Below are 22,204 nucleotides of genomic sequence, written 5' to 3' on the forward strand. Positions count from 1 at the left end.
CCTTAACTATTTAATGATGTGCCACGTCGGTCTGCGCAACAGTGCGATTTACACGCAGAGTGAAAATAATCAGCGAACCGATGACCGCCACCGCTGCCAGCGTCAGTAATCCCGCCGCATCGCTGGAAAATAACGTTTCTGCTTTCACGCGCAGGATCGGGGCAATAAACCCGCCCACTGCACCAAACAGGTTTATAAAACCAATCCCCGCAGCCAGCGCCGTACCGGAAAGAAGCTGTGTCGGCATCGTTCAGAACACTGGCTGTACGGCAATAAACCCGATGGCTGCAACACACAGCGCAACGATCGCCAGTACTGGAGAAAGCAGCCCGGAGAGACCAATACCAATGCCTGCCGCCAGTAATGTCAGCGCCGCGACATTACGCCGCTCGCCGGTTTTATCGGAATAGCGCGGAATAAGCCAGGTCCCAAACAAGGCCGCGACCCACAGAATGGCGGTGACCACCGACGCCGTAAAGCCCACTTTTGTCCCCAACAATGCAGCAACCTGCGTCGGCAGGAAGAAAATTAATCCGTAAACCGCCACCTGAATGGTCAGGTAGATAATCGCCAGTTGCCAGACTCGCCCATTACGCAGCGCATCGCTCAGTCGAGAAGTCACTTTCTGTTGTTCTTCACTTGCCAGTTGGTTGATAAGCAACGTTTTTTCTTCTTTACTCAGAAAACGTGCCTGCTCCGGCGTGTCATCAAGCCAAAAGAATGTGAATACCCCAGCGCCGACTGCCAGCAATCCTTCAATCACAAACATCCAGAACCAGCCGGGATGCCCCATAAATCCATGCATCTCCAGCAGCGCGCCGGAAAGCGGTGATCCCAGTGTTAACGCCAACGGTGCGCCCATATAGAACAGCCCCATAATGCTGGCGCGATTACGCTGCGGAAACCATTGCGAGGTGAGATAAATCATACCAGGGAAGAACCCGGCCTCCGCAGCACCAAGCAGAGTGCGAACGATCAGAAATTTCGCTTCAGTATCGGCCCATGCCATGGCTGCCGAAAGAAATCCCCACAGCAGTGTTGTCGTACCAATCCAGGTTCTTGCCCCCAGTTTGCGCATCAAAAGATTCGCCGGAACACCCAGAAACGCATATACCACAAAGAAAATGCCTGCTCCCAGACCAGCCCTTCGATAATACTTTGCTGTACAGCTGCAGGTTGCCAGGCAAGCAGGCATTTACCTATTCCGGAGCGATAAAGCGAAAGGCTTTTTCCTTCATGGGAACGCACGCTGATAGTGGCTGATGACTCCACTTTCAAAATGTAATAAGCGCTGCCGTTATCAATAATCCCCAGGTGACATAACAGCCCAGTGGTATCCATCAGTTGCGTCAAACGCGGTCGAGCCAGTTCCCGGAGATCCATCTTGCTTAACGCATGACCGGAAAGCTCCACCAGCCTGGTCCACAAACAAAAATTTTCCTGGTGATCAAGGCTAAGAAAACGCTGACGCCTGAGTTCATTAAGCAGCAAATAGGCCGTGCTTTTAGGGATCCCCAATGTGTCAATGATCGTCGCAGCACTACAGGGGCCAATGCGGGCAATCAAATTGAGAATATCAATAGCCCGTGTCAGGGCGGGAACTTTGCTTGATTCCAACATACTGGACTCCAGTCTTAGATACTGGAATCAGTCTCGTTGCTCAGGGGGAGTAAAATTGTGAAGCGCATCAAATCCCGCTCCTCGTCCAGCGGACTGGAGAAATTACGCACAAATTTGTGAATTAGCGGCACGGATTTTTTCTTATTGAGTACAACAGGTTGGACAAATTTTGCCGGATGGGGGATGTGCCGGTGCAGTAAACCGGCACAGAGTGGCGGAATCAGACAGATAAGGTCATGGACTCAACAACCTCAATCCAGCCATGCTCACTGGCGATGTCCTGGCCGTTTAACCAACGGCGCAGCATATTCAGTGCCATCATTGCGCACACTTCCTGACGGATAGCCAGGCTGTAGCGCGTAGTGCTGAAACGCACACGCAGAGCGAAAGTGCCATCTGGCGTGGATAGCGCAAAGTTGAGATGCTCGTTCTCGAAACCCGAAACAGCCAGTGCCAGCCCGGCAAAATGGTTGGCCCGCCGTTCTGTAATCCAGTGCGCAGTTTGCGCCAGGGTTTCTTCCTGTGAAGGAACCACTTCACACGCCAGCAATGGAGCACCTGCGCGAGAAAGTTGCAAAACCAATAAACCGCCGGTGAATTGCTCGCTCAACGTCAGGCTGAACTGGCGGTTTTGCAATTCGCGACTGATCTGCGCGGGCAGTCCTTCGGTGCCTTCGAAAATCACGCTCTGTCCGGCAACACGTTTAACGTCCAGCCACAGTTTTTCCATCGCCTGTTGCTCGCTTGCCGGTCCGGTGAGTTTCAGTTCGATGATAGGCATTGAGGAGCGATAGCCCATTGTTACGCCCGGCGGCAGTTGTAGAGTGTCCAGGCTTTGTGCCAGATCGCTTTCCGAACGACCAAAGGTAGTTAAACGCAGACAAACCGGCGGCTGTGGTAAAGAAAAACGCTCGCGCAGGCGCGGCAGGATTTCGTGCTCGACCATCACCTTAAATTCTGACGGTACGCCGGGGGTAAAGAACATCAGGCAACGATTAAGCTGCACGGCAAAACCACAGGCGGTGCCTACCGGGTTATTGATAAATTCAGCACTGGCAGGCAGCTCCGCTTGTTTACGGTTGCTCGGTGCCATTACTCGTCCACGTTCGTGGAAATAGCGTTCCATCTCTTTGAGCCAGGCTTCATGCAACACCAGGCCTTCACCTTTTGCTGTCGCAGCGGCGAGTGCGCTTAAATCATCGCTGGTCGGTCCCAGCCCGCCGTTAACGATCAGCACATCGGCGTGCTGACTACGTTCGCGAAGAATGGTGACTAAGTCATCAAGGTTATCCCCCACCGTATTGCGGCGAGATAATGGCAACCCCTGATGAAAGAAAAAATCGGCCAGCCAGGCAGCGTTAGTGTCAACGATTTGCCCGTGTAACACTTCATCCCCGGTGGATAGCATTTCCACTTTTAACATGGTTATCTCCTGCTTTTGTTATCGAATCACTATAACGCAAAGGGAGATAAGACGTAGTAAGAAACTGAATGGCGCGACAGAATGCCGCGCCGGAAGGGATCAGAAACTGGCGTTAACCCCAACATACGGGCCGTCAGCCACGGCGTTGTCGCGGTTACCGTCTTTACCCGACAGATTCAGGTAGCGATAACCCGCCTCAATACTGACTGGACGCATAATGGTGTAACGCGCGCCAGCATTCGCTTCCTCATAACTTTGAATACCGCTGGAGAGTGAATCCGGAGAGTAGTAATACTCGCCAAACAAACGGAAGCTGTTGCCAATTTTCCACTGCAAACCACCTCCTACCGCTGCGGCATAACCTTCATCGCCGTAATTCGGGTTGGTGTAAACGCCTTTTCCGCCAACGGTCGCCATTAACGGCCCGAGAGGCAGATTCAACCCCAGCCCCACGCCAGCGACGTCACCGTCGTCGTCGTTATGTGTCCAGTTACCGCTTAACGCCAGGCCCGTCGATTCAGTCCCAAAACCGACACCAATATTGGTGTATTCTTTACCCGCCTGGCCGCTGATGCTCATTGCATTGACCGATGCAGAAACCAACAGCATTCCGGCCAGACCTGCTAGCGCAATTTTTTTCATTATCCCCTTTCCCACAAGCAATTAATCAAAATTCCCAAAGCTGCGGGATTGTACTGCCTGGCGCAGAGGATTCAATGAGCGAAAAAAGGGATCTAGTCACTTATTGTAACTAAATACTTCTTAAATAATTAAACGCCGAAAAAATAAACACAGTTTACCGATACACACAAAAATAATAATAAGTGCAGTTATCATCGCAAAAGAGATTACTGTCACTTTCACATATTTCTGAGTTACCGTATTCTCATGGTTTCTTTTTATTTATAAGGAATACCCCTGTGCGACAACGGACTATTGTATGCCCTTTGATTCAAAATGATGGTGCTTATTTGCTGTGTAAAATGGCCGACGATCGCGGCGTTTTCCCCGGTCAATGGGCGCTTTCGGGTGGCGGCGTGGAGCCCGGCGAACGAATTGAAGAGGCACTACGCCGCGAAATTCGCGAAGAGCTGGGAGAACAGCTGCTTTTGACAGAAATCACGCCGTGGACCTTCAGCGATGATATTTGCACCAAGACGTATGCAGATGGTCGCAAGGAAGAGATTTATATGATTTACCTGATTTTTGACTGCGTTTCTGCCAACCGAGAAGTGAAAATAAACGAAGAGTTTCAAGACTACGCGTGGGTAAAACCTGAAGATCTGGCGCACTATGATTTGAATGTCGCCACCCGAAAAACGTTACGTTTGAAAGGTCTTCTTTAACAATGATGACAGCCATCACTGGCTGTCAGATTGAAAATTTAGTGGTTAACGAATTCCCCATCCAGATAAACTTTGCCTTTTTCCACATGCATGACTAAACCATCCAGATAATCAGGTTTAAATGTCGCATCACGCTTATCTTTAGCAATATATGTCAGGCAATGATTATGGGTAAAAATAACGATATTTTTATCAGGCGCTTTGCGTTGTAAGTCTTTAATTGCACTATAAATCTCATTACCGCATTGAAGAAATCGTTTATCTACCGTCAGCTTTTTACCCGCCGAAAACCAGGTCGCCGACTGAATAGTCCGGACGGTATTACTGGAATAGAGATCGAAATCAGGGATATCAGCACTAAAAGCGTTGCCCAGTTCACGGGCATCCTGGGTACCTTTGACCGTAATACCTGTTTTATCTGACAAGCATTGATTGGTTGAACGATCGCAACGTTCAGCATGGCGAAACAAAACGACAACCGGATGCTGCTGTGCCAGTCTGGCCAGCGTTTTATTGTCGATACGTGGCAAACCATTGCTACTCCAGGCGGCATGAGTACCCAGTCCGGCAATTGCAGCGAGCGCCAGTAAAATGATGAAATATTTTTTTGACTTCAACGAAGAGCGGCAAAAAGCTAACACGTAAACTCCACCTATAGACAAGCGCAACCAGACAATTACCGTGAAATTGAGCGACATTTCTGGCGATAATTAGCAGTTGGTGTAATATTAAAAATCCTACGATGCCGGCAAAATGCCTCAAAATTTTGCCAAATGCAAAGCCTAAATAAGAAAAAATATAAAAATTTCAATATTTACGTCTAATATTAGTTTCTTAAGGTTAAGTTAATATTCTATCCTTAGAATTTCACTCCAAATGGCAAAATATACACAACACTCTTTATAGCAAATATAAGTGGACAGGTATTCAATGGCGGAAGGAAAAGCAATGTCAGAATTTTTGCCTTTTTCGCGACCAGCAATGGGCGTGGAGGAACTCGCAGCAGTTAAAGAGGTTCTCGAATCCGGTTGGATCACAACCGGTCCGAAGAATCAGGCGCTTGAACAAGCCTTTTGCCAGTTGACGGGAAATCAGCATGCCATCGCGGTCAGTTCAGCCACCGCCGGAATGCATATCACGCTAATGGCGTTGGAAATTGGCAAGGGCGATGAAGTGATTACGCCTTCCCTGACTTGGGTTTCAACCCTCAATATGATCTCCTTGTTGGGTGCAACGCCGGTAATGGTGGATGTCGACCGCGATACGCTGATGGTCACTCCTGAAACGATCGAAGCAGCCATTACGCCACGCACTAAAGCCATCATTCCGGTGCATTATGCCGGTGCGCCAGCAGATATTGACGCCATTCGCGCCATTGGCGAACGTTACGGCATCGCAGTTATCGAAGATGCTGCCCATGCCGTCGGTACGTATTACAAAGGGCGACATATTGGTGCAAAAGGTACCGCTATTTTTTCGTTTCACGCCATCAAAAATATTACCTGTGCGGAAGGTGGCCTGATTGTTACTGATAATGAAAATCTTGCCCGCCAGCTGCGGATGCTGAAATTTCACGGTCTGGGTGTCGATGCCTATGACAGACATACCTGGGGCCGTGCACCGCAGGCTGAAGTCTTAACGCCGGGCTATAAGTACAATCTGACCGATATTAACGCCGCGATTGCCCTGACACAGTTAGTCAAATTAGAGCACCTCAACACCCGTCGGCGCGAAATTGCCCAGCAATATCAGCAAGCACTGGCAGCTCTCCCCTTTCAGCCATTAAGCCTTCCCGCCTGGTCACACATTCACGCCTGGCATCTGTTTATTATTCGTGTCGATGAACAACGTTGTGGTATCAGTCGCGATGCGTTGATGGAAGCGTTAAAAGAAAGAGGCATTGGTACCGGGTTACATTTCCGCGCCGCTCACACACAAAAATATTATCGCGAGCGTTTTCCCACGCTGTCGTTACCGAATACCGAATGGAATAGCGAACGCATCTGTTCGTTGCCGCTGTTCCCGGATATGACCACCGCCGATGCCGACCGCGTCATCACAGCCCTTCAGCAACTCGCAGGACAATAAGCCATGTTTGAAATCCACCCTGTTAAGAAAGTCTCGGTGGTTATTCCCGTTTACAACGAGCAGGAAAGCTTACCGGAATTAATCAGGCGCACCACCGCAGCCTGTGAATCACTGGGGAAAGAGTATGAAATCCTGCTGATTGATGACGGCAGTAGCGATAATTCCGCGCATATGCTGGTCGAAGCCTCACAAGCGGAGGGCAGCCATATTGTGTCTATTTTGCTTAACCGCAATTACGGGCAACATTCAGCGATTATGGCGGGATTCAGTCACGTCACCGGCGACTTAATTATTACCCTCGATGCCGATCTCCAGAATCCGCCAGAGGAAATCCCCCGTCTGGTGGCAAAAGCCGATGAAGGTTACGACGTGGTAGGGACTGTACGCCAGAACCGCCAGGACAGCTGGTTTCGTAAAACCGCTTCGAAGATGATTAACCGGCTTATTCAGCGCACCACCGGCAAAGCGATGGGTGACTACGGTTGTATGCTGCGCGCCTATCGCCGTCATATTGTCGATGCGATGTTGCACTGCCATGAACGCAGTACCTTTATCCCGATTCTGGCGAATATCTTCGCCCGCCGTGCCATTGAAATTCCAGTGCACCATGCCGAGCGTGAGTTTGGTGAATCCAAATACAGTTTTATGCGCCTGATTAATTTGATGTACGACCTGGTGACCTGCCTTACCACAACGCCGCTACGTATGCTGAGTCTGCTCGGCAGCATTATTGCGATTGGAGGTTTTAGCATTGCGGTGCTGCTGGTGATTTTACGCCTGACCTTCGGACCACAATGGGCGGCAGAAGGCGTCTTTATGCTATTTGCCGTGCTGTTTACTTTTATTGGCGCTCAGTTTATCGGCATGGGATTACTCGGTGAATATATCGGCAGGATCTACACCGATGTCCGCGCCCGCCCCCGCTATTTTGTTCAGCAAGTTATCCGTCCATCCAGCAAGGAAAATGAATAATGAAAACCGTCGTTTTTGCCTACCACGATATGGGATGCCTCGGTATTGAAGCCCTGCTGGCTGCCGGTTACGAAATTAGCGCTATTTTTACTCATACCGATAATCCCGGTGAAAAGGCCTTTTATGGTTCGGTAGCTCGTCTGGCGGCGGAAAGAGGCATTCCGGTTTATGCGCCAGATAACGTTAATCATCCGCTGTGGGTGGAACGTATTGCCCAACTCTCACCAGAGGTGATTTTCTCTTTTTATTATCGCCATCTTATTTGCGACGAGATTTTGCAGCTCGCTCCCGCAGGTGCATTTAATCTGCATGGTTCGCTGTTACCAAAATATCGTGGTCGCGCGCCGCTGAACTGGGTGCTGGTCAACGGTGAAACGGAAACGGGCGTTACATTGCACCGAATGGTGAAACGTGCCGATGCCGGGGCCATTGTGGCGCAACTGCGCATTGCCATTGCGCCAGACGATATCGCCATTACGCTGCATCATAAGTTATGTCATGCCGCGCGCCAGCTACTGGAACAGACATTACCCGCCATTAAACACGGTAATATTCTGGAAATCGCCCAGCGCGAAAACGAAGCCACCTGTTTTGGTCGCAGAACGCCGGATGACAGTTTCCTCGAATGGCATAAGCCGGCATCCGTACTGCACAACATGGTGCGTGCCGTTGCCGATCCGTGGCCGGATGCCTTCAGCTATGTTGGCAATCAGAAATTCACCGTCTGGTCGTCGCGTGTTCATCCTCATGCCAGCAAAGCACAGCCGGGGAGCGTGATTTCTGTTGCACCACTGCTGATTGCCTGTGGCGATGGCGCGCTGGAAATCGTCACTGGACAGGCGGGCGACGGCATTACTATGCAGGGCTCGCAATTAGCGCAGACGCTGGGCCTGGTGCAAGGTTCACGCTTGAATAGCCAGCCTGCCTGTGCCGCCCGACGCCGTACCCGGGTACTCATCCTCGGGGTGAATGGCTTTATTGGCAACCATCTGACAGAACGCCTGCTGCGCGAAGATCATTATGAAGTTTACGGTCTGGATATTGGCAGCGATGCGATAAGCCGTTTTATGAATCATCCGCATTTTCACTTTGTCGAAGGCGATATCAGTATTCATTCCGAATGGATTGAGTATCACGTCAAAAAATGTGATGTCGTCTTGCCTTTGGTGGCGATAGCCACGCCGATTGAATATACCCGCAACCCGCTGCGCGTATTTGAACTCGATTTCGAAGAGAATCTGCGCATTATCCGCTACTGCGTGAAGTACCGTAAGCGAATCATCTTCCCGTCGACTTCAGAAGTTTATGGGATGTGTAGCGATAAATACTTCGATGAGGACCATTCTAATTTAATCGTCGGCCCGGTGAATAAACCACGCTGGATTTATTCGGTATCTAAACAATTACTTGATCGAGTGATCTGGGCCTATGGCGAAAAAGAAGGTTTACAGTTCACCCTCTTCCGCCCGTTTAACTGGATGGGGCCACGACTGGATAACCTTAATGCAGCGCGAATTGGCAGCTCCCGCGCTATTACGCAACTCATTCTCAATCTGGTAGAAGGTTCACCGATTAAGCTGATTGATGGCGGAAAACAAAAACGCTGCTTTACTGATATTCGGGATGGTATCGAGGCGTTATACCGCATTATCGAAAATGCGGGAAATCGCTGCGACGGCGAAATTATCAACATTGGCAATCCTGATAACGAAGCGAGCATTGAGGAACTGGGCGAGATGCTGCTGGCGAGCTTCGAAAAACATCCGCTGCGCCATCACTTCCCACCGTTTGCGGGCTTTCGCGTTGTCGAAAGTAGCAGCTACTACGGCAAGGGATATCAGGACGTAGAGCATCGTAAACCAAGCATCCGTAATGCCCGCCGCTGCCTGGACTGGGAACCCAAAATTGATATGCAGGAAACCATCGACGAAACGCTGGATTTCTTCTTGCGCACCGTCGAGCTTACGGATAAACCATCATGACAAAAGTAGGCTTACGCATTGATGTCGATACCTTTCGTGGCACCCGTGAAGGCGTGCCGCGTCTGCTGGAAATCTTGAGTAAGCATAATATTCAGGCCAGCATTTTTTTCAGCGTCGGCCCGGACAATATGGGCCGCCATCTCTGGCGACTGGTGAAGCCACAGTTTTTGTGGAAGATGCTGCGCTCAAACGCGGCATCGCTTTATGGCTGGGATATTTTACTGGCAGGTACGGCCTGGCCAGGTAAAGAGATTGGTCATGCCAATGCCGATATCATTCGTGAAGCGGCTAAACATCACGAAGTCGGCCTGCACGCCTGGGATCACCATGCCTGGCAAGCCCATAGCAGTAACTGGGATCGGCAAACAATGGTCGACGATATCGCACGCGGCCTTCGCACCCTGGAAGAAATTATCGGCCAACCGGTAACCTGCTCCGCAGCCGCTGGCTGGCGTGCCGACCAGCAGGTGATCGAAGCAAAAGAAGCGTTCCATTTGCGCTACAACAGCGATTGTCGTGGGGCTATGCCGTTTCGTCCATTGCTCGAAACAGGAAAACCCGGCACGGCGCAAATTCCGGTGACCTTACCCACCTGGGATGAAGTGATTGGTCGGGATGTGAAAGCTGAAGATTTTAACGGTTGGCTACTCAACCGCATCCTACGAGATAAAGGCACGCCGGTTTATACCATTCATGCAGAAGTTGAAGGCTGTGCTTATCAGCATAATTTTGTGGATCTCCTGAAACGTGCAACCCAGGAAGGCGTAATATTTTGCCCTTTAAGCGAACTATTATCAGAGACGTTGCCGCTCGGGCAAGTTGTTCGCGGAAAAATTGCCGGACGTGAAGGCTGGCTGGGTTGCCAACAAGTTGCGGGTCGTCGCTGATGAAATCGGTACGTTACCTTATCGGCCTCTTCGCGTTTATTGCCTGCTATTACCTGTTACCGATCAGCACGCGTCTGCTCTGGCAACCAGATGAAACGCGTTATGCGGAAATCAGTCGGGAAATGCTGGCATCCGGCGACTGGATTGTGCCCCATATGTTAGGGCTACGTTATTTCGAAAAACCCATTGCCGGATACTGGATTAACAGTATTGGGCAATGGCTATTTGGCGCAAATAACTTTGGTGTGCGGGCAGGCGTTATCTTTGCGACCCTGTTAACTGCCGCGCTGGTGACCTGGTTTACTCTGCGCTTATGGCGCGATAAACGTCTGGCTCTACTCGCCGCAGTGATTTATCTCTCACTGTTTATTGTCTATGCCATTGGCACTTATGCCGTGCTCGATCCGTTTATTGCATTCTGGCTGGTGGCGGGAATGTGCAGCTTCTGGCTGGCAATGCAGGCACAGACGTGGAAAGGCAAAAGCGCGGGATTTTTACTGCTGGGAATCACCTGCGGCATGGGGGTGATGACCAAAGGTTTTCTCGCCCTTGCCGTGCCGGTATTAAGCGTGCTGCCATGGGTTGCAACGCAAAAACGCTGGAAAGATCTCTTTATTTACGGCTGGCTGGCGGTTATCAGTTGCGTACTGACGGTTCTCCCCTGGGGACTGGCGATAGCGCAGCGGGAGCCTGACTTCTGGCACTATTTTTTCTGGGTTGAGCATATTCAACGCTTTGCAATGGATGATGCTCAGCATAGAGCTCCGTTCTGGTACTACTTGCCGGTCATCATTGCCGGTAGCCTGCCGTGGCTGGGATTACTCCCCGGACCACTGTACACAGGCTGGAAAAACCGCAAGCATTCCGCAACCGTCTATTTGTTGAGCTGGACGATAATGCCGCTGCTGTTTTTCTCCGTCGCCAAAGGCAAATTGCCCACCTATATTCTTTCTTGCTTTGCACCTCTGGCAATGCTGATGGCGCATTACGCTTTGCTGGCAGCAAAAAATAATCCTCTGGCGTTGCGGATTAATGGCTGGATTAACATCGCTTTTGGCGTCACTGGCATTATTGCTACGTTTGTGGTCTCCCCCTGGGGACCTATGAGCACGCCGGTGTGGCAAACCTTCGAGAGCTATAAAGTCTTCTGTGCATGGTCGATTTTTTCGCTATGGGCATTTTTCGGCTGGTACACCTTAACAAACGTCGAAAAGACCTGGTCTTTTGCCGCGCTTTGCCCGCTGGGGCTGGCGTTGCTGGTAGGATTTTCAATTCCTGACAGAGTCATGGAAGGAAAACATCCGCAATTTTTTGTCGAGATGACACAAGAATCACTGCAGCCAAGCCGCTATATTCTTACCGATAGCGTCGGCGTTGCTGCTGGTCTGGCATGGAGCCTGAGACGTGATGACATCATCATGTATCGCCAGACAGGGGAATTGAAATACGGCCTAAATTATCCGGATGCGAAAGGGAGATTTGTCAGCGGTGATGAGTTCTCAAACTGGCTTAATCAACATCGTCAGGAGGGGATTATTACACTCGTGCTTTCGGTTGACCGCGATGAAGATGTCAACAGTCTCGCCATTCCACCTGCAGATGCCATCGATCGTCAGGAGCGTCTGGTGCTCATTCAGTATCGGCCCAAATGATCTGGCTAACATTAGTCTTTGCCAGCTTGCTTAGCGTTGCCGGGCAGTTGTGTCAGAAACAAGCAACCTGCTTTGTGGCGATAAACAAACGGCGCAAACATATCGTGCTGTGGCTGGGACTGGCGCTGGCTTGTCTTGGCCTTGCCATGGTGCTCTGGCTGCTGGTCTTGCAGAACGTACCGGTAGGCATTGCCTACCCGATGTTAAGTCTGAATTTTGTCTGGGTGACGCTGGCTGCAGTAAAACTGTGGCACGAGCCGGTATCACTGCGTCACTGGTGTGGGGTGGCGTTCATTATTGGCGGCATTGTGATCCTCGGGAGTACGGTGTAATGGGCCTGATGTGGGGATTATTCAGCGTCATTATTGCCTCAGCTGCGCAATTAAGCCTGGGTTATGCGGCGAGTCATCTGCCGCCGATGACGCACTTATGGGATTTTATCGCGGCGCTGTTAGCTTTTGGCCTGGATGCCCGGATACTGTTACTCGGGCTGCTGGGTTATCTGCTTTCCGTTTTTTGTTGGTATAAAACGCTACATAAACTTGCGTTAAGCAAAGCCTATGCCTTGCTCAGTATGAGCTATGTGCTGGTATGGATTGCATCAATGATACTTCCCGGCTGGGAAGGAACTTTTTCGCTGAAGGCACTACTGGGAGTTGCTTGTATTATGAGCGGGTTGATGTTGATTTTCCTGCCCACGACAAAACAACGTTACTGAGTGTTCCCTGCCGCTTTACACTGCCGTTCCCACTCATCGGGGCTGTAACTGCTTGCCGAGAGGACCTTCACCGTGTGCAGCTTTTCACGATTAATACAGTAAAGCGCATTCTGCAAAGGGGAGAGTAAATCGCCCACTTTCACGGCGAAGTCACTCTTCACTTCGGCGATCATTTTTATCGCGCCGCCAGCATCGCAGAGCATAAGTACATGTCTGTTATCTTGTTTATCGCAGCACGATTTTTTGACCAGCCATTCCATTGCATTATCCTGTTTGCTAAGAGTTTTCATATTAATTTACAGATTAACAGATAAACTCTTCATCAACGGCAATGGAATGGCAGAAATGAGAAGTGAAATGGAGAGTCAATAATTATTGCTGACGTTGCACCCATTCTTTTAGCGCCTGACGTGAAATTTTAATACCGCCGTTTTTCAGTTCAGGTGGAAGCGTCAGCCAACGCACCGGTTGCTGAAAACGGGCCAGCTTATCTTTCACCCATTCACCAAGATCAACGGTTTGCTGGTCATACTCCACCACCGCTACCGGTCGATGACCAAACTCCTTGTCAGCAACGGGAACGATAAACACCTGCAAAACCGCAGGATGTGCAGCAATAACGCGCTCGACTTCTTCTGGCTGAATGCCTTCGCCACCACTGAAGAACAGATTGTCTAAACGTCCGACAATGGTCAGCTTACCGTTATGCATCTCGCCGCGATCGCGCGTAGCGTACCAGCCTTCGTCATTCACCAGCGGCACCAGTTGTCCGTTACGCCAGTAACCTTCTGCCATGCTGGCAGCCCGCAGCCACACTTCATCGTTAACGATTTTCACTTCCCGACCGGGCAGCGGCGAACCGACGTCCGCCAGACCGTCGGCTTCTTTCGCACACACCGTGGAAGCAAACTCGGTCAGACCATAGCCACAAAAGCAACGAATACCCTGCTCGCGCGCCTGTTCCGTCAACTCGACCGGGATCGCCGCGCCGCCAAGCAACACTGCTTTCAGGGAAACGGAACTGCGGTTAACCAGCAAACGCCAGAGCTGCGTCGGCACCAGCGATGCGTGAGTACAGCCTGCCAGCATGTGATCCAACGGCTGTTTATCACGTACCGTCATCCGCGCACCAGCGTATAACCAGCGCCACAGAATTCCCTGACCGGAGACGTGAAACAGCGGCAAAGAGAGCAACCAGTCATCGTGATCGCCAAACGGAATCAGCGATAACACCCCTTCGGCGCTGGCAAGATGGGCCTGATAAGTATGAACAGCGGCTTTCGGCAACCCGGTGGAGCCAGAAGTTAACGTCATTGAGCACAGACGCGTCGGCTGCCACGCAGCGGCATGTGCGCCTTCAACCAGCTGAATGTGCAGCGAAGTTAACGCCGGAAACGTGTTTTCTCCTTCCGGCACCAGTGCAAATTGCAGCGTCAGATTGGGCAACAATTCCTCAAGCAACGGTTGCGGCAACTGTGGATTCACGGGCAGCACCCGCGCTCCGCATTGCAGTAGCGCCAGCCAGGAGAGCAGCGTTTGCGGCGTATTCCACGCCCGCAACATCACGCCGCTGCCCTCAACCACGCCCTGCGCCGCAAAGCCTGAGGCTAATTCATCGACGTAAACACAAAGCTCGCGCCAGTTGAGTTGCTCATCATTGAGACGTAAGGCGATGGCTTCTCCCCGCACTTGCCGCCAGTGACGCCACGGCCAGTCAGAGAAGATCATAACAACCGCTCCAGTGCATCAACGTCGACAAAAGGCAGCGTGCTACCCGGCCAGCGACGAACCTGCTGCGCCTGCATCAGATCCAGCGTGTCCAGCCCCGGGATAGTGTCTGGCGTTAACCAGGCGGCAATCCGCGCCAGTTGCGTTAAGCCTAAGCTCGACTCAATAGATGAACTGATCACCGCCGTCAGCCCCAGCGCGTGCGCCGCCTGCACCTGCTCGCGCACTTTCTCCAGGCTGCCCGTGAGCGTGGGTTTGATCACCACCGCTCGCACGCCTTCTTCCGCCACAAAGGCAAAATCCGGCTCACGCAGGCTTTCATCCCAGGCAATGGCAATACCCGTTTCACGGGCAAAGGCGCGGGAATCCTCGCGGGTTTTGCACGGTTCTTCGAGAAACGCGATGCGGCCGCGATAATCCGGGTTAACGTATTTGGCAAACTGCTGGCCTTTCAGCGGCGTCCAGGCGCGATTCGCATCAAGACGCAAATGCAGATCCGGAATGGCCTCCAGCAACAGATTCACCACCATGCCGTCGCGCACCGCTTCGTACAATCCCACCTTGACCTTCGCCACTTTCTCACCTGGCATATCGGCAAGTTTGAGGATCAGATCGTCAGGATCACCATTACACAACGGTGCAGCACGGAAATTTGCCGTCTGTGGTAACGTGTCTGCCAGCTCAGCCAATGCACAGCTTACGCCAAAGGCGACGGAAGGCATTTGCGGTAATTCGCAATCGCCTGCCAGCCAGTTATTTACCCAGGCAAGCAGCACACTTTGCGCCTCTTCCCAGGTTTCCTGACTGAAGCCCGGCAGTGGGGAGATCTCTCCCCACCCTTCGCGCTCGCCCTCACGCAGGCAAACATACAGCCCGTCGCGGGTTTTTAACCGCCTGTCGCGCAGAACCACCCCCGCGTCCATGGGGATCTGCCAGCGGTATACCTGCGCGCTACGCATTACGGATTCCGTTTAAATTTGCTGAAGTCAGGCTGACGTTTCTGGTTGAAGGCGTTGCGACCTTCCTGACCTTCTTCCGTCATGTAGAACAGCATGGTGGCATTGCCCGCCAGCTCCTGCAGACCCGCCTGACCGTCACAGTCAGCGTTCAGCGCAGCTTTCAGGCAACGCAGCGCCATCGGGCTGTTTTGCAGCATTTCGCGGCACCAACGCACGGTTTCTTTTTCCAGATCTGCCAGCGGCACCACGGTGTTGACAAGGCCCATATCCAGCGCTTGTTTCGCGTCGTACTGACGGCACAGGAACCAGATTTCACGCGCTTTTTTCTGCCCAACAATGCGCGCCATATAGGAAGCGCCCCAGCCGCCATCGAAGGAACCGACTTTCGGGCCAGTCTGACCGAAGATGGCGTTTTCCGCCGCGATGGTCAGGTCGCACATCATGTGCAGAACGTGACCGCCGCCGATGGAGTAACCCGCTACCATCGCGACAACCGGTTTCGGACAGGTACGGATCTGACGCTGGAAGTCCAGCACATTCAAATGATGTACGCCGGAATCATCTTTATAGCCGCCGTAATCGCCACGCACTTTCTGGTCGCCACCAGAGCAGAACGCTTTATCGCCTGCACCAGTCAGAATAATTACGCCGATGTTATCGTCATAACGCGCATCTGCCAGTGCCTGGATCATCTCTTTTACCGTCAGAGGACGAAAGGCATTGCGCACCTGCGGACGATTAATGGTGATTTTTGCGATACCGTCGGTGGATTTTTCATAACGAATGTCCTCGAAACCTTCGGAGCAGTCGTGCCATTCAACCGGTGCGTAAAGCATTGCTTCATCAGGATAAATCATATTGTGTCCTTTAGTCAGAAACGCAAGATCTGCGCCAGACTTGCGATTACGCCAGCGGGATTTTCCCGGTGCGCGTTATGTCCGGCGCGAGGAATGACATGGCAGTCGGCAGCCAGTTCCGCCGCCAGAGCGCGGAATTTGCTGTCACGTTCACCACATAAATAATAAAACGCAAATGTGCGGGCGCTAAGGTTAGCACGTAAATCAGGCTGGACGGCGAGAGAAGTGGCCTCCAGCATAGTAGCAAGCGTTACACCGTTATTGTGGCTACGCAGCGCCACCAGCTCCCGGCGTTGATCGTCATTGAGCGAGGCAAAGACAGGCTGTTGATACCAGTCGGCAAATACCGCCGTTAATGGTTCTGTGCGAAAACGCTGCGCCCATTGGCGATCGGAAAGCAGACGTTCCGTGCGTTGTTCAGCACTTTGCAATCCCGGATGCCCGCCTTCGACCACAACCCCACTCAGCCCCGGCATCCCCTGACAAGCCGCCATCATCGCCACCCGTCCGCCAAGCGAGTACCCCACCAGCCAGAAGTTAAGGATGTTGTAACTAATCAGAGTTTTACGCAGTAAGCCGGTGACATCATCAAATCCATCGACGCTAATTGCTGCCGAACCACCGTGACCTGGGAGATCAACATACAACCGCGAGTAGTCGGCAAACGCCTCGCCCACTTCTTGCCATTCATGGCAATCGCCGGAAAAACCGTGCAAAAACACCAGCCAGGGTAAACCTGGTTTGCCGTGTTTTGCCTGCGCGTGCAGGATCATAAATGGCTTACCTGCGCCAGCAGTTGCTGGAGGGTTTGCGCACCATCGGTGTCGTTAACCACCATTTCAATTACCGTGGTGGTCGGCGTGCGCCAGGCGTCGGCAAGTGCCTTTTCAAGCTCCTGCCAGTTTTGCGGACGATGATATTTCAGCTCAAACATCGCGGCGGCGTGCTCAAAATGGACGTTTTGCGGCATCAGATAGAAACGCTCGCGCTCGCTTTTCGGCGTTGGCAACAGCGAAAAAATTTGCCCGCCGTTGTTGTTCACCACAATTAATACCAGCGGCGCGGAAACCTGGCGCAATAATGCCAGCGCGTTGAGATCGTAAAGTGCTGAGAGATCGCCCACAATTGCCAGCGTCGGTTTGCCACTGGCCCGCTGAACGCCTGCGGCAGTAGATAGCAGCCCGTCAATACCGCTGGCCCCACGGTTGCTATACACCGGGTAACCCGCCGGAAGTTGCGAGAGCGCATCGATCAGACGTACCACCAGGCTGTTGCCAACAAACAGTTGCCCCTGTTCCGGCAAATAGTCGCTGATGCGATGCGCCAGTTGCGCTTCGCCAAACGCATCGCGACGGGCAATAACCGCCTGCATTGCCTGTTCCGCCAGGCGCGGGATTTCAACGCACCAGGGCTGGCGTTTTTCTGCCGGATGCAGCTCCAGCCAGTCGGCAATATTGGCAATTAAGCGGCGTCCGCGATGGTGTGCCGGATCAAGTCGCCCTTCAATGTCATCAACAATCCAGTACTCTTCTGGTTCACAGCTTGCCTGCCATTGCAGGAGCCGTTTGCCCGTCAGGCTGCTGCCCAGTTGCACCACAATCTGCGCCTGTTGCAGTTCGCTGGTCGCTTTGGCATTGCCTAACCAGAGATCGGCACACGGCAGCGGCTGTCCGGTTTGCGACAGGACGTCGCCAATCAGCGGCCAGCCAAGAGTTTGCGCCCACAGAGCAACTTTTTTGCCCTCTTCCGCACTCATGCGACCAGCAACTACCACGCCGCGCTTTTGTCGCCAGAAGAACCAGTCACGCTGTTTTTCACTTTCCAGACGAGGCGCTTCACGCAGCCACGGTTTATCGTCCTGCCACCAGTCGCCAAGACGCTGTTGCCAACTAAGCCCGGTGTCGTCCATCTCGCCATATAGCGGTTCAGCAAACGGGCAGTTGATATGGACTCCTCCAGCATGAAGCGTACCAAGGGCGTGGTCGATAGTAGAGACCAGCCAACGGGCAGAAATATCCTGTGTCGGGCGCGGCAGTGAAATGCTATGCGTAGGATGAGAGGCGAACATTCCCGGCTGACGAATCGCCTGATTCGCGCCGCAGTCAATGAGCTCCGGCGGGCGATCGGCGGTTAACAGGATCAGTTTTTCTCCGGTTAACCCAGCTTCAATCAATGCCGGATAGAGATTTGCTACCGCCGTGCCGGAGGTCACAATCACCGCCACCGGCTGCTTGCTGACTTTCGCCAGCCCCAGCGCCAGATGCCCCAGTCCACGCTCATCAAAATGGGTGTGGTGAATAAAGGCGGAATTCTCCGCCGCCGCTAACGTTAACGGTGTAGAACGCGAGCCAGGGGCGATACAGATGTGTCTGACGCCGTGACGCGTTAATGCTTCCAGAATGACCGCCGCCCAGCGTCGGTTAAATGCGCTTACTGACATGAGTTTGTCCGGTATCAATATTGCGGCTAAGTATAAGGAGCTACAAAAATAGATTATTGATATGAATCGGTAATGATGCGACTCATTACTCTTCCATTTGTAATAAAGTACGCAGCCCTGCCGCTTTGTTGTCGATTTCCTGCCACTCTTGCTCGGGGTCGGAGCCACGGACAATGCCCGCGCCAGCATATAATCGCACGACATTGCCGCTAATTTTTGCTGAGCGCAGGGAAACGCAGAATTCGCTTTGTTGTAACGAAAGATAGCCCGCGGAACCGGCATACCATTCACGGGTGAACGGTTCGTGACGGGCGATAAACTGCCGCGCCAGGTCACGCGGTAAGCCCGCAACCGCAGCCGTTGGCTGCAACTGATGTAAACAGATCACATCATCCGCTTTGTTGAGTGAAGTCCAGATACAGCGGCGCAGATGCTGCACTTTACGCAGACGCAGTACCTGCGGTGGTAAAACATCCAGCGTCTGGGTATCGGCCTGCAATCGTTGGCAGATATCTTCCACCACCAGCATGTTCTCGCGCTGGTTTTTATCATCCGCCATCAGCCACTCACCTAACTGCTGCGCCTGCTTATCATCAGGATGATTTGCTACCGTTCCCGCCAGCGCTTCAGTACGCAGCGCTTTGGCATGCCGCCGCCATAACCGTTCCGGTGAAGAGCCAAGAAAAGCATTGTCGCTATCAAAGGCCATGTAAAAATGGTAGCAGTTCAGATTGAGCCGACGACTGGCAGCCATCATTGCTGCCGCATTGACCGGACTTGCGAAATGCAGGTCAGTCGCCCGAGCAATAACCACTTTGTCGAGTTCACCTTCGGTGATGGTTTTCGTTGCCAGTTCGATTAATCGCGTCCAGCCCGTTTTGTCCGGCCAGTGTTGTTCTCGCGTGGTGGTTAAATGTAACCCTGGCAGGGACTTGATACTCACCAGTGTGGCGATAAATTCTTTTGCCTTTATCGCATCGTGCTGAAGGGAGCTTTCGCTGAATAGCATCAGTCGCAGCGTGGCTTTACCGCCACAGCGTCGCCATTCCAGTCGTGGTAAAAGTAAATTGCCCTGCGACGGGTCAAACGCATTCAGCCCCCATATGCGTAAATCGGCGTGTTCCGGGTGCTGGCGAAGAAAACGTTGTGCCTGGTCCAACGACGTAAAACAGGTAATCGCGCCTAGGACGGCAGCTTCTTCATCACCATTACGTTGTTGCCAGTAGAATTGCGGATACGTTTGCTGACTGGCCAGCCAGCTCAAGGCATCAAAAGCATCTTTGAGAGGGAAAGGTATATCAATAACCCGAATGCCGGGTGTCGCTGGAATCTCTTGCGACAAAAGGCGCAGTAGATTTTCCAGCGCCGTAGTGAGTGATTGCACGCGGACCTCTCCCTGTTAAAAGCCTCACATTATACGGGGTACTACAAAAAAAATGCAGTACCCCGGTGTAGGGAGGTTTTAACGGCGTGCCAGCAACAGTCCTAATACCAGCCCAACGGCCGCGCCCACCCCAATTCCTTGCCAGGGTTTTTCGTGGACGTAGTCATCAGCACGATAAACAGCCTGCTTCGCCCGATAGTAATAACTGTCTGAAGCCTGGCTAACCCGTTTTTTCACATCATCCAGCGCTTTTTCTGCACGCGCTTTCAGCTCAACATATTTCTGATCGGCGGGATCGCCAGAGGAGCGGAGCACCTCTTCCAGTGTTTCACTAAGCAGCGTCAGGTCGTCATCGATACGTGTATCACCAAACTGATTAGACATTCTCGTTCTCCATTTGCGTAAAACCTGTCACTAACTATAGACAATGGTTATTGATTACGCCTGAATTACCTCGCGTGCCATCCCAATGTGTGGGATACCATCTTCTTCATAGACCTCCGTCACAGGGATAAAGCCAAAACTTTGGTAGAAGTTTTGCAGATGCGCCTGCGCCCCGAGGTAAACAGGTTTATCAGGCCAGTGACGCGTACATGTTTCGAGTGTTTTACTCATCAGCTGCTGCCCCACTTTTTCGCCACGCAACGCTTCACTGACAATCACCCGACCTATAACGACCGGCTCAAGATCATCATCACTTTTCAGAATCCTCGCATACGCCACCAGTTCATCATTTTTCCAACCGAGAATATGGCGATTATCCCCCGTCAAATCATCACCATCGATATCCTGATAAGGGCAATTCTGCTCGACAACAAACACCGCGCAACGCAGTTGTAATAAGGCATAAAGCTGGGAAACCGATAATTCAGAGTGATGCAGATCTTGCCATTCAATCATAATGCTCTCCTTTTAGATGTATGCCTTATACTAGCCGGAATATTTTTTGAAACGTGATGAACTCATGGAATTAATTTTTTTAGGTACTTCAGCCGGTGTGCCAACCCGCACGCGCAATGTCACGGCAATATTGCTTAACCTGCAACATCCGACCCAGAGCGGACTTTGGTTGTTTGACTGCGGTGAAGGCACCCAGCATCAGCTACTGCATACCGCCTTTAACCCTGGAAAACTGGACAAGATTTTTATCAGTCACCTTCATGGCGATCATCTTTTTGGTTTACCCGGCTTGCTGTGCAGTCGTTCTATGTCAGGCATTATCCAACCCTTAACGATTTATGGTCCGCAAGGTATCCGTGAATTTGTGGAAACCGCGCTGCGGATTAGCGGCTCATGGACCGATTATCCGCTGGAAATTGTCGAAATTGGCGCTGGCGAAATTCTCGATGATGGCCTGCGCAAAGTAACCGCTTATCCGCTGGAACACCCACTGGAATGTTATGGCTATCGTATTGAAGAACATGATAAACCGGGTGCATTAAATGCCCAGGCATTAAAAGCTGCTGGCGTGCCGCCTGGCCCACTGTTTCAGGAATTAAAAGCGGGCAAAACAATCACGCTGGAAGATGGAAGGCAGATTAACGGCGCAGATTACTTAGCTGCTCCAGTGCCAGGTAAAGCGCTCGCTATTTTCGGCGATACCGGCCCCTGCGATGCCGCACTTGACCTGGCTAAAGGTGTCGATGTCATGGTGCACGAAGCGACGCTGGATATAACCATGGAAGCCAAAGCCAATAGTCGCGGCCATAGCTCTACACGCCAGGCTGCGACACTAGCCCGTGAGGCTGGAGTCGGCAAGCTAATCATTACCCACGTCAGCTCGCGCTATGATGACAAAGGTTGTCAGCACCTGTTACGTGAATGCAGGTCAATTTTCCCGGCGACTGAACTGGCGAATGATTTCACCGTGTTTAACGTTTAACTCTGCTTATTATTAAAAACAGGGCGAAACTTGCCCTGTTATCGCAACCCGCGCTACATATATCCACCCACACAGGCATATTGAGCGATTTTTGATATTTATTCATCTCCTTACGCACTATATTCAGAGCAATAAGTTGCCTCTTTTGGTGATGCTGCCAACTTACTGATTTAGTGTATGATGGTGTTTTTGAGGTGCTCCAGTGGCTTCTGTTTCTATCAGCTGTCCCTCCTGTTCAGCTACTGACGGGGTGGTGCGTAACGGCA

At 51.9% G+C, this 22,204-nt stretch carries 22 protein-coding genes and 2 pseudogenes; 10 read left to right on the plus strand and 14 right to left on the minus strand.

Annotated elements, in window-relative coordinates; translation table 11 throughout:
• Positions 1-10: 10 nt before the first annotated feature.
• The 4 genes and pseudogenes from K0778_RS04580 to K0778_RS04595 form a co-directional block, all read right to left on the minus strand.
• Positions 11-1,195: pseudogene (locus K0778_RS04580) on the minus strand (MFS transporter).
• Positions 1,126-1,620 (minus strand): annotated as a pseudogene (locus K0778_RS04585) (IclR family transcriptional regulator); the annotation flags it as partial. The pseudogenes K0778_RS04580 and K0778_RS04585, both read right to left, overlap by 70 nt.
• Before the next feature lie 220 nt (positions 1,621-1,840).
• Entirely contained in the window at positions 1,841-3,043 is a 1,203-nt protein-coding gene (locus K0778_RS04590) for a nicotinamide mononucleotide deamidase-related protein YfaY (protein WP_063084522.1), read from the minus strand.
• Between the two features lie 99 nt (positions 3,044-3,142).
• A complete protein-coding gene (locus K0778_RS04595; RefSeq protein WP_000717009.1) occupies positions 3,143-3,685 on the minus strand; it encodes a YfaZ family outer membrane protein in 543 nt (180 codons plus the stop codon).
• A gap of 278 nt (positions 3,686-3,963) precedes the next feature.
• Between K0778_RS04595 and nudI the strand changes: the two genes are divergently transcribed.
• Positions 3,964-4,389, plus strand: coding sequence for a nucleoside triphosphatase NudI (nudI, locus tag K0778_RS04600; RefSeq protein WP_058055513.1), 426 nt, complete (start codon positions 3,964-3,966; stop codon positions 4,387-4,389).
• Between the two features lie 38 nt (positions 4,390-4,427).
• Here the strand turns inward: nudI and ais are convergent, their stop codons facing one another.
• The gene (ais, locus tag K0778_RS04605) at positions 4,428-5,030 is read right to left on the minus strand and encodes a lipopolysaccharide core heptose(II)-phosphate phosphatase Ais (RefSeq protein WP_000879110.1); all 603 of its coding nucleotides are present in this window, start codon (positions 5,028-5,030) and stop codon (positions 4,428-4,430) included.
• A gap of 307 nt (positions 5,031-5,337) precedes the next feature.
• Between ais and arnB the strand changes: the two genes are divergently transcribed.
• The 7 genes from arnB to arnF are packed head-to-tail and all read left to right on the plus strand — an operon-like array spanning position 5,338 to position 12,688.
• Positions 5,338-6,477 (plus strand): UDP-4-amino-4-deoxy-L-arabinose aminotransferase, encoded by a 1,140-nt coding sequence (arnB, locus tag K0778_RS04610; RefSeq protein WP_153449059.1) that lies wholly within the window; start codon positions 5,338-5,340, stop codon positions 6,475-6,477.
• Between the two features lie 3 nt (positions 6,478-6,480).
• A complete protein-coding gene (gene arnC / locus K0778_RS04615) occupies positions 6,481-7,449 on the plus strand; it encodes an undecaprenyl-phosphate 4-deoxy-4-formamido-L-arabinose transferase (RefSeq protein WP_000461633.1) in 969 nt (322 codons plus the stop codon).
• On the plus strand, positions 7,449-9,431 hold the full coding sequence (gene arnA, locus K0778_RS04620) for a bifunctional UDP-4-amino-4-deoxy-L-arabinose formyltransferase/UDP-glucuronic acid oxidase ArnA (protein WP_063084524.1): 1,983 nt from the start codon (positions 7,449-7,451) through the stop codon (positions 9,429-9,431). Before arnC ends, arnA begins: the two co-directional genes overlap by 1 nt.
• Positions 9,428-10,318: a 4-deoxy-4-formamido-L-arabinose-phosphoundecaprenol deformylase gene (gene arnD, locus K0778_RS04625; protein WP_058055516.1), complete on the plus strand. Its 891-nt coding sequence runs from the start codon at positions 9,428-9,430 to the stop codon at positions 10,316-10,318. The genes arnA and arnD overlap by 4 nt, the downstream gene beginning before the upstream one ends.
• The gene (gene arnT / locus K0778_RS04630) at positions 10,318-11,970 is read left to right on the plus strand and encodes a lipid IV(A) 4-amino-4-deoxy-L-arabinosyltransferase (RefSeq protein ID WP_058055517.1); all 1,653 of its coding nucleotides are present in this window, start codon (positions 10,318-10,320) and stop codon (positions 11,968-11,970) included. Before arnD ends, arnT begins: the two co-directional genes overlap by 1 nt.
• On the plus strand, positions 11,967-12,302 hold the full coding sequence (gene arnE, locus K0778_RS04635) for a 4-amino-4-deoxy-L-arabinose-phosphoundecaprenol flippase subunit ArnE (protein WP_000638030.1): 336 nt from the start codon (positions 11,967-11,969) through the stop codon (positions 12,300-12,302). The genes arnT and arnE overlap by 4 nt, the downstream gene beginning before the upstream one ends.
• A complete protein-coding gene (gene arnF, locus K0778_RS04640) occupies positions 12,302-12,688 on the plus strand; it encodes a 4-amino-4-deoxy-L-arabinose-phosphoundecaprenol flippase subunit ArnF (RefSeq protein ID WP_000523867.1) in 387 nt (128 codons plus the stop codon). Before arnE ends, arnF begins: the two co-directional genes overlap by 1 nt.
• Here the strand turns inward: arnF and pmrD are convergent.
• From pmrD to K0778_RS04685, 9 genes are all read right to left on the minus strand, one after another.
• Entirely contained in the window at positions 12,682-12,948 is a 267-nt protein-coding gene (gene pmrD, locus K0778_RS04645; protein ID WP_024212043.1) for a signal transduction protein PmrD, read from the minus strand. The genes arnF and pmrD overlap by 7 nt on opposite strands.
• 112 nt (positions 12,949-13,060) lie before the next feature.
• Positions 13,061-14,416: an o-succinylbenzoate--CoA ligase gene (gene menE, locus K0778_RS04650; RefSeq protein WP_063084525.1), complete on the minus strand. Its 1,356-nt coding sequence runs from the start codon at positions 14,414-14,416 to the stop codon at positions 13,061-13,063.
• A complete protein-coding gene (gene menC, locus K0778_RS04655) occupies positions 14,413-15,375 on the minus strand; it encodes an o-succinylbenzoate synthase (protein WP_058055519.1) in 963 nt (320 codons plus the stop codon). Before menC ends, menE begins: the two co-directional genes overlap by 4 nt.
• Complete coding sequence (gene menB / locus K0778_RS04660) at positions 15,375-16,232, minus strand: 1,4-dihydroxy-2-naphthoyl-CoA synthase (protein WP_000640000.1); 858 nt, start codon at positions 16,230-16,232, stop codon at positions 15,375-15,377. Before menB ends, menC begins: the two co-directional genes overlap by 1 nt.
• A gap of 14 nt (positions 16,233-16,246) precedes the next feature.
• Positions 16,247-17,005 (minus strand): 2-succinyl-6-hydroxy-2,4-cyclohexadiene-1-carboxylate synthase, encoded by a 759-nt coding sequence (gene menH, locus K0778_RS04665; RefSeq protein ID WP_058055520.1) that lies wholly within the window; start codon positions 17,003-17,005, stop codon positions 16,247-16,249.
• Positions 17,002-18,672 carry a 2-succinyl-5-enolpyruvyl-6-hydroxy-3-cyclohexene-1-carboxylic-acid synthase gene (menD, locus tag K0778_RS04670; RefSeq protein WP_058055521.1) on the minus strand — a complete coding sequence of 557 codons (1,671 nt, stop codon included), beginning with the start codon at positions 18,670-18,672 and terminating at the stop codon, positions 17,002-17,004. Before menD ends, menH begins: the two co-directional genes overlap by 4 nt.
• Before the next feature lie 85 nt (positions 18,673-18,757).
• On the minus strand, positions 18,758-20,056 hold the full coding sequence (menF, locus tag K0778_RS04675; protein WP_058055522.1) for an isochorismate synthase MenF: 1,299 nt from the start codon (positions 20,054-20,056) through the stop codon (positions 18,758-18,760).
• Positions 20,057-20,134: 78 nt separating this feature from the next.
• Entirely contained in the window at positions 20,135-20,440 is a 306-nt protein-coding gene (gene elaB, locus K0778_RS04680) for a stress response protein ElaB (RefSeq protein WP_000070621.1), read from the minus strand.
• Positions 20,441-20,494: 54 nt separating this feature from the next.
• On the minus strand, positions 20,495-20,956 hold the full coding sequence (locus tag K0778_RS04685) for a GNAT family N-acetyltransferase (RefSeq protein WP_000574094.1): 462 nt from the start codon (positions 20,954-20,956) through the stop codon (positions 20,495-20,497).
• A 64-nt stretch (positions 20,957-21,020) separates the two neighbouring features.
• Between K0778_RS04685 and rbn the strand changes: the two genes are divergently transcribed.
• Together rbn and K0778_RS04695 are read left to right on the plus strand one after the other, a co-directional pair.
• The gene (gene rbn, locus K0778_RS04690; RefSeq protein ID WP_001300687.1) at positions 21,021-21,938 is read left to right on the plus strand and encodes a ribonuclease BN; all 918 of its coding nucleotides are present in this window, start codon (positions 21,021-21,023) and stop codon (positions 21,936-21,938) included.
• 202 nt (positions 21,939-22,140) lie between these two features.
• The coding region (locus K0778_RS04695; RefSeq protein ID WP_001676991.1) for an IS1 family transposase at positions 22,141-22,204 on the plus strand (64 nt) is incomplete at its 3' end.

The sequence above is a fragment of the Escherichia sp. XD33 genome, assembly GCF_019375075.1.
GTDB classification, from domain to species: domain Bacteria; phylum Pseudomonadota; class Gammaproteobacteria; order Enterobacterales; family Enterobacteriaceae; genus Enterobacter; species Enterobacter flexneri_A.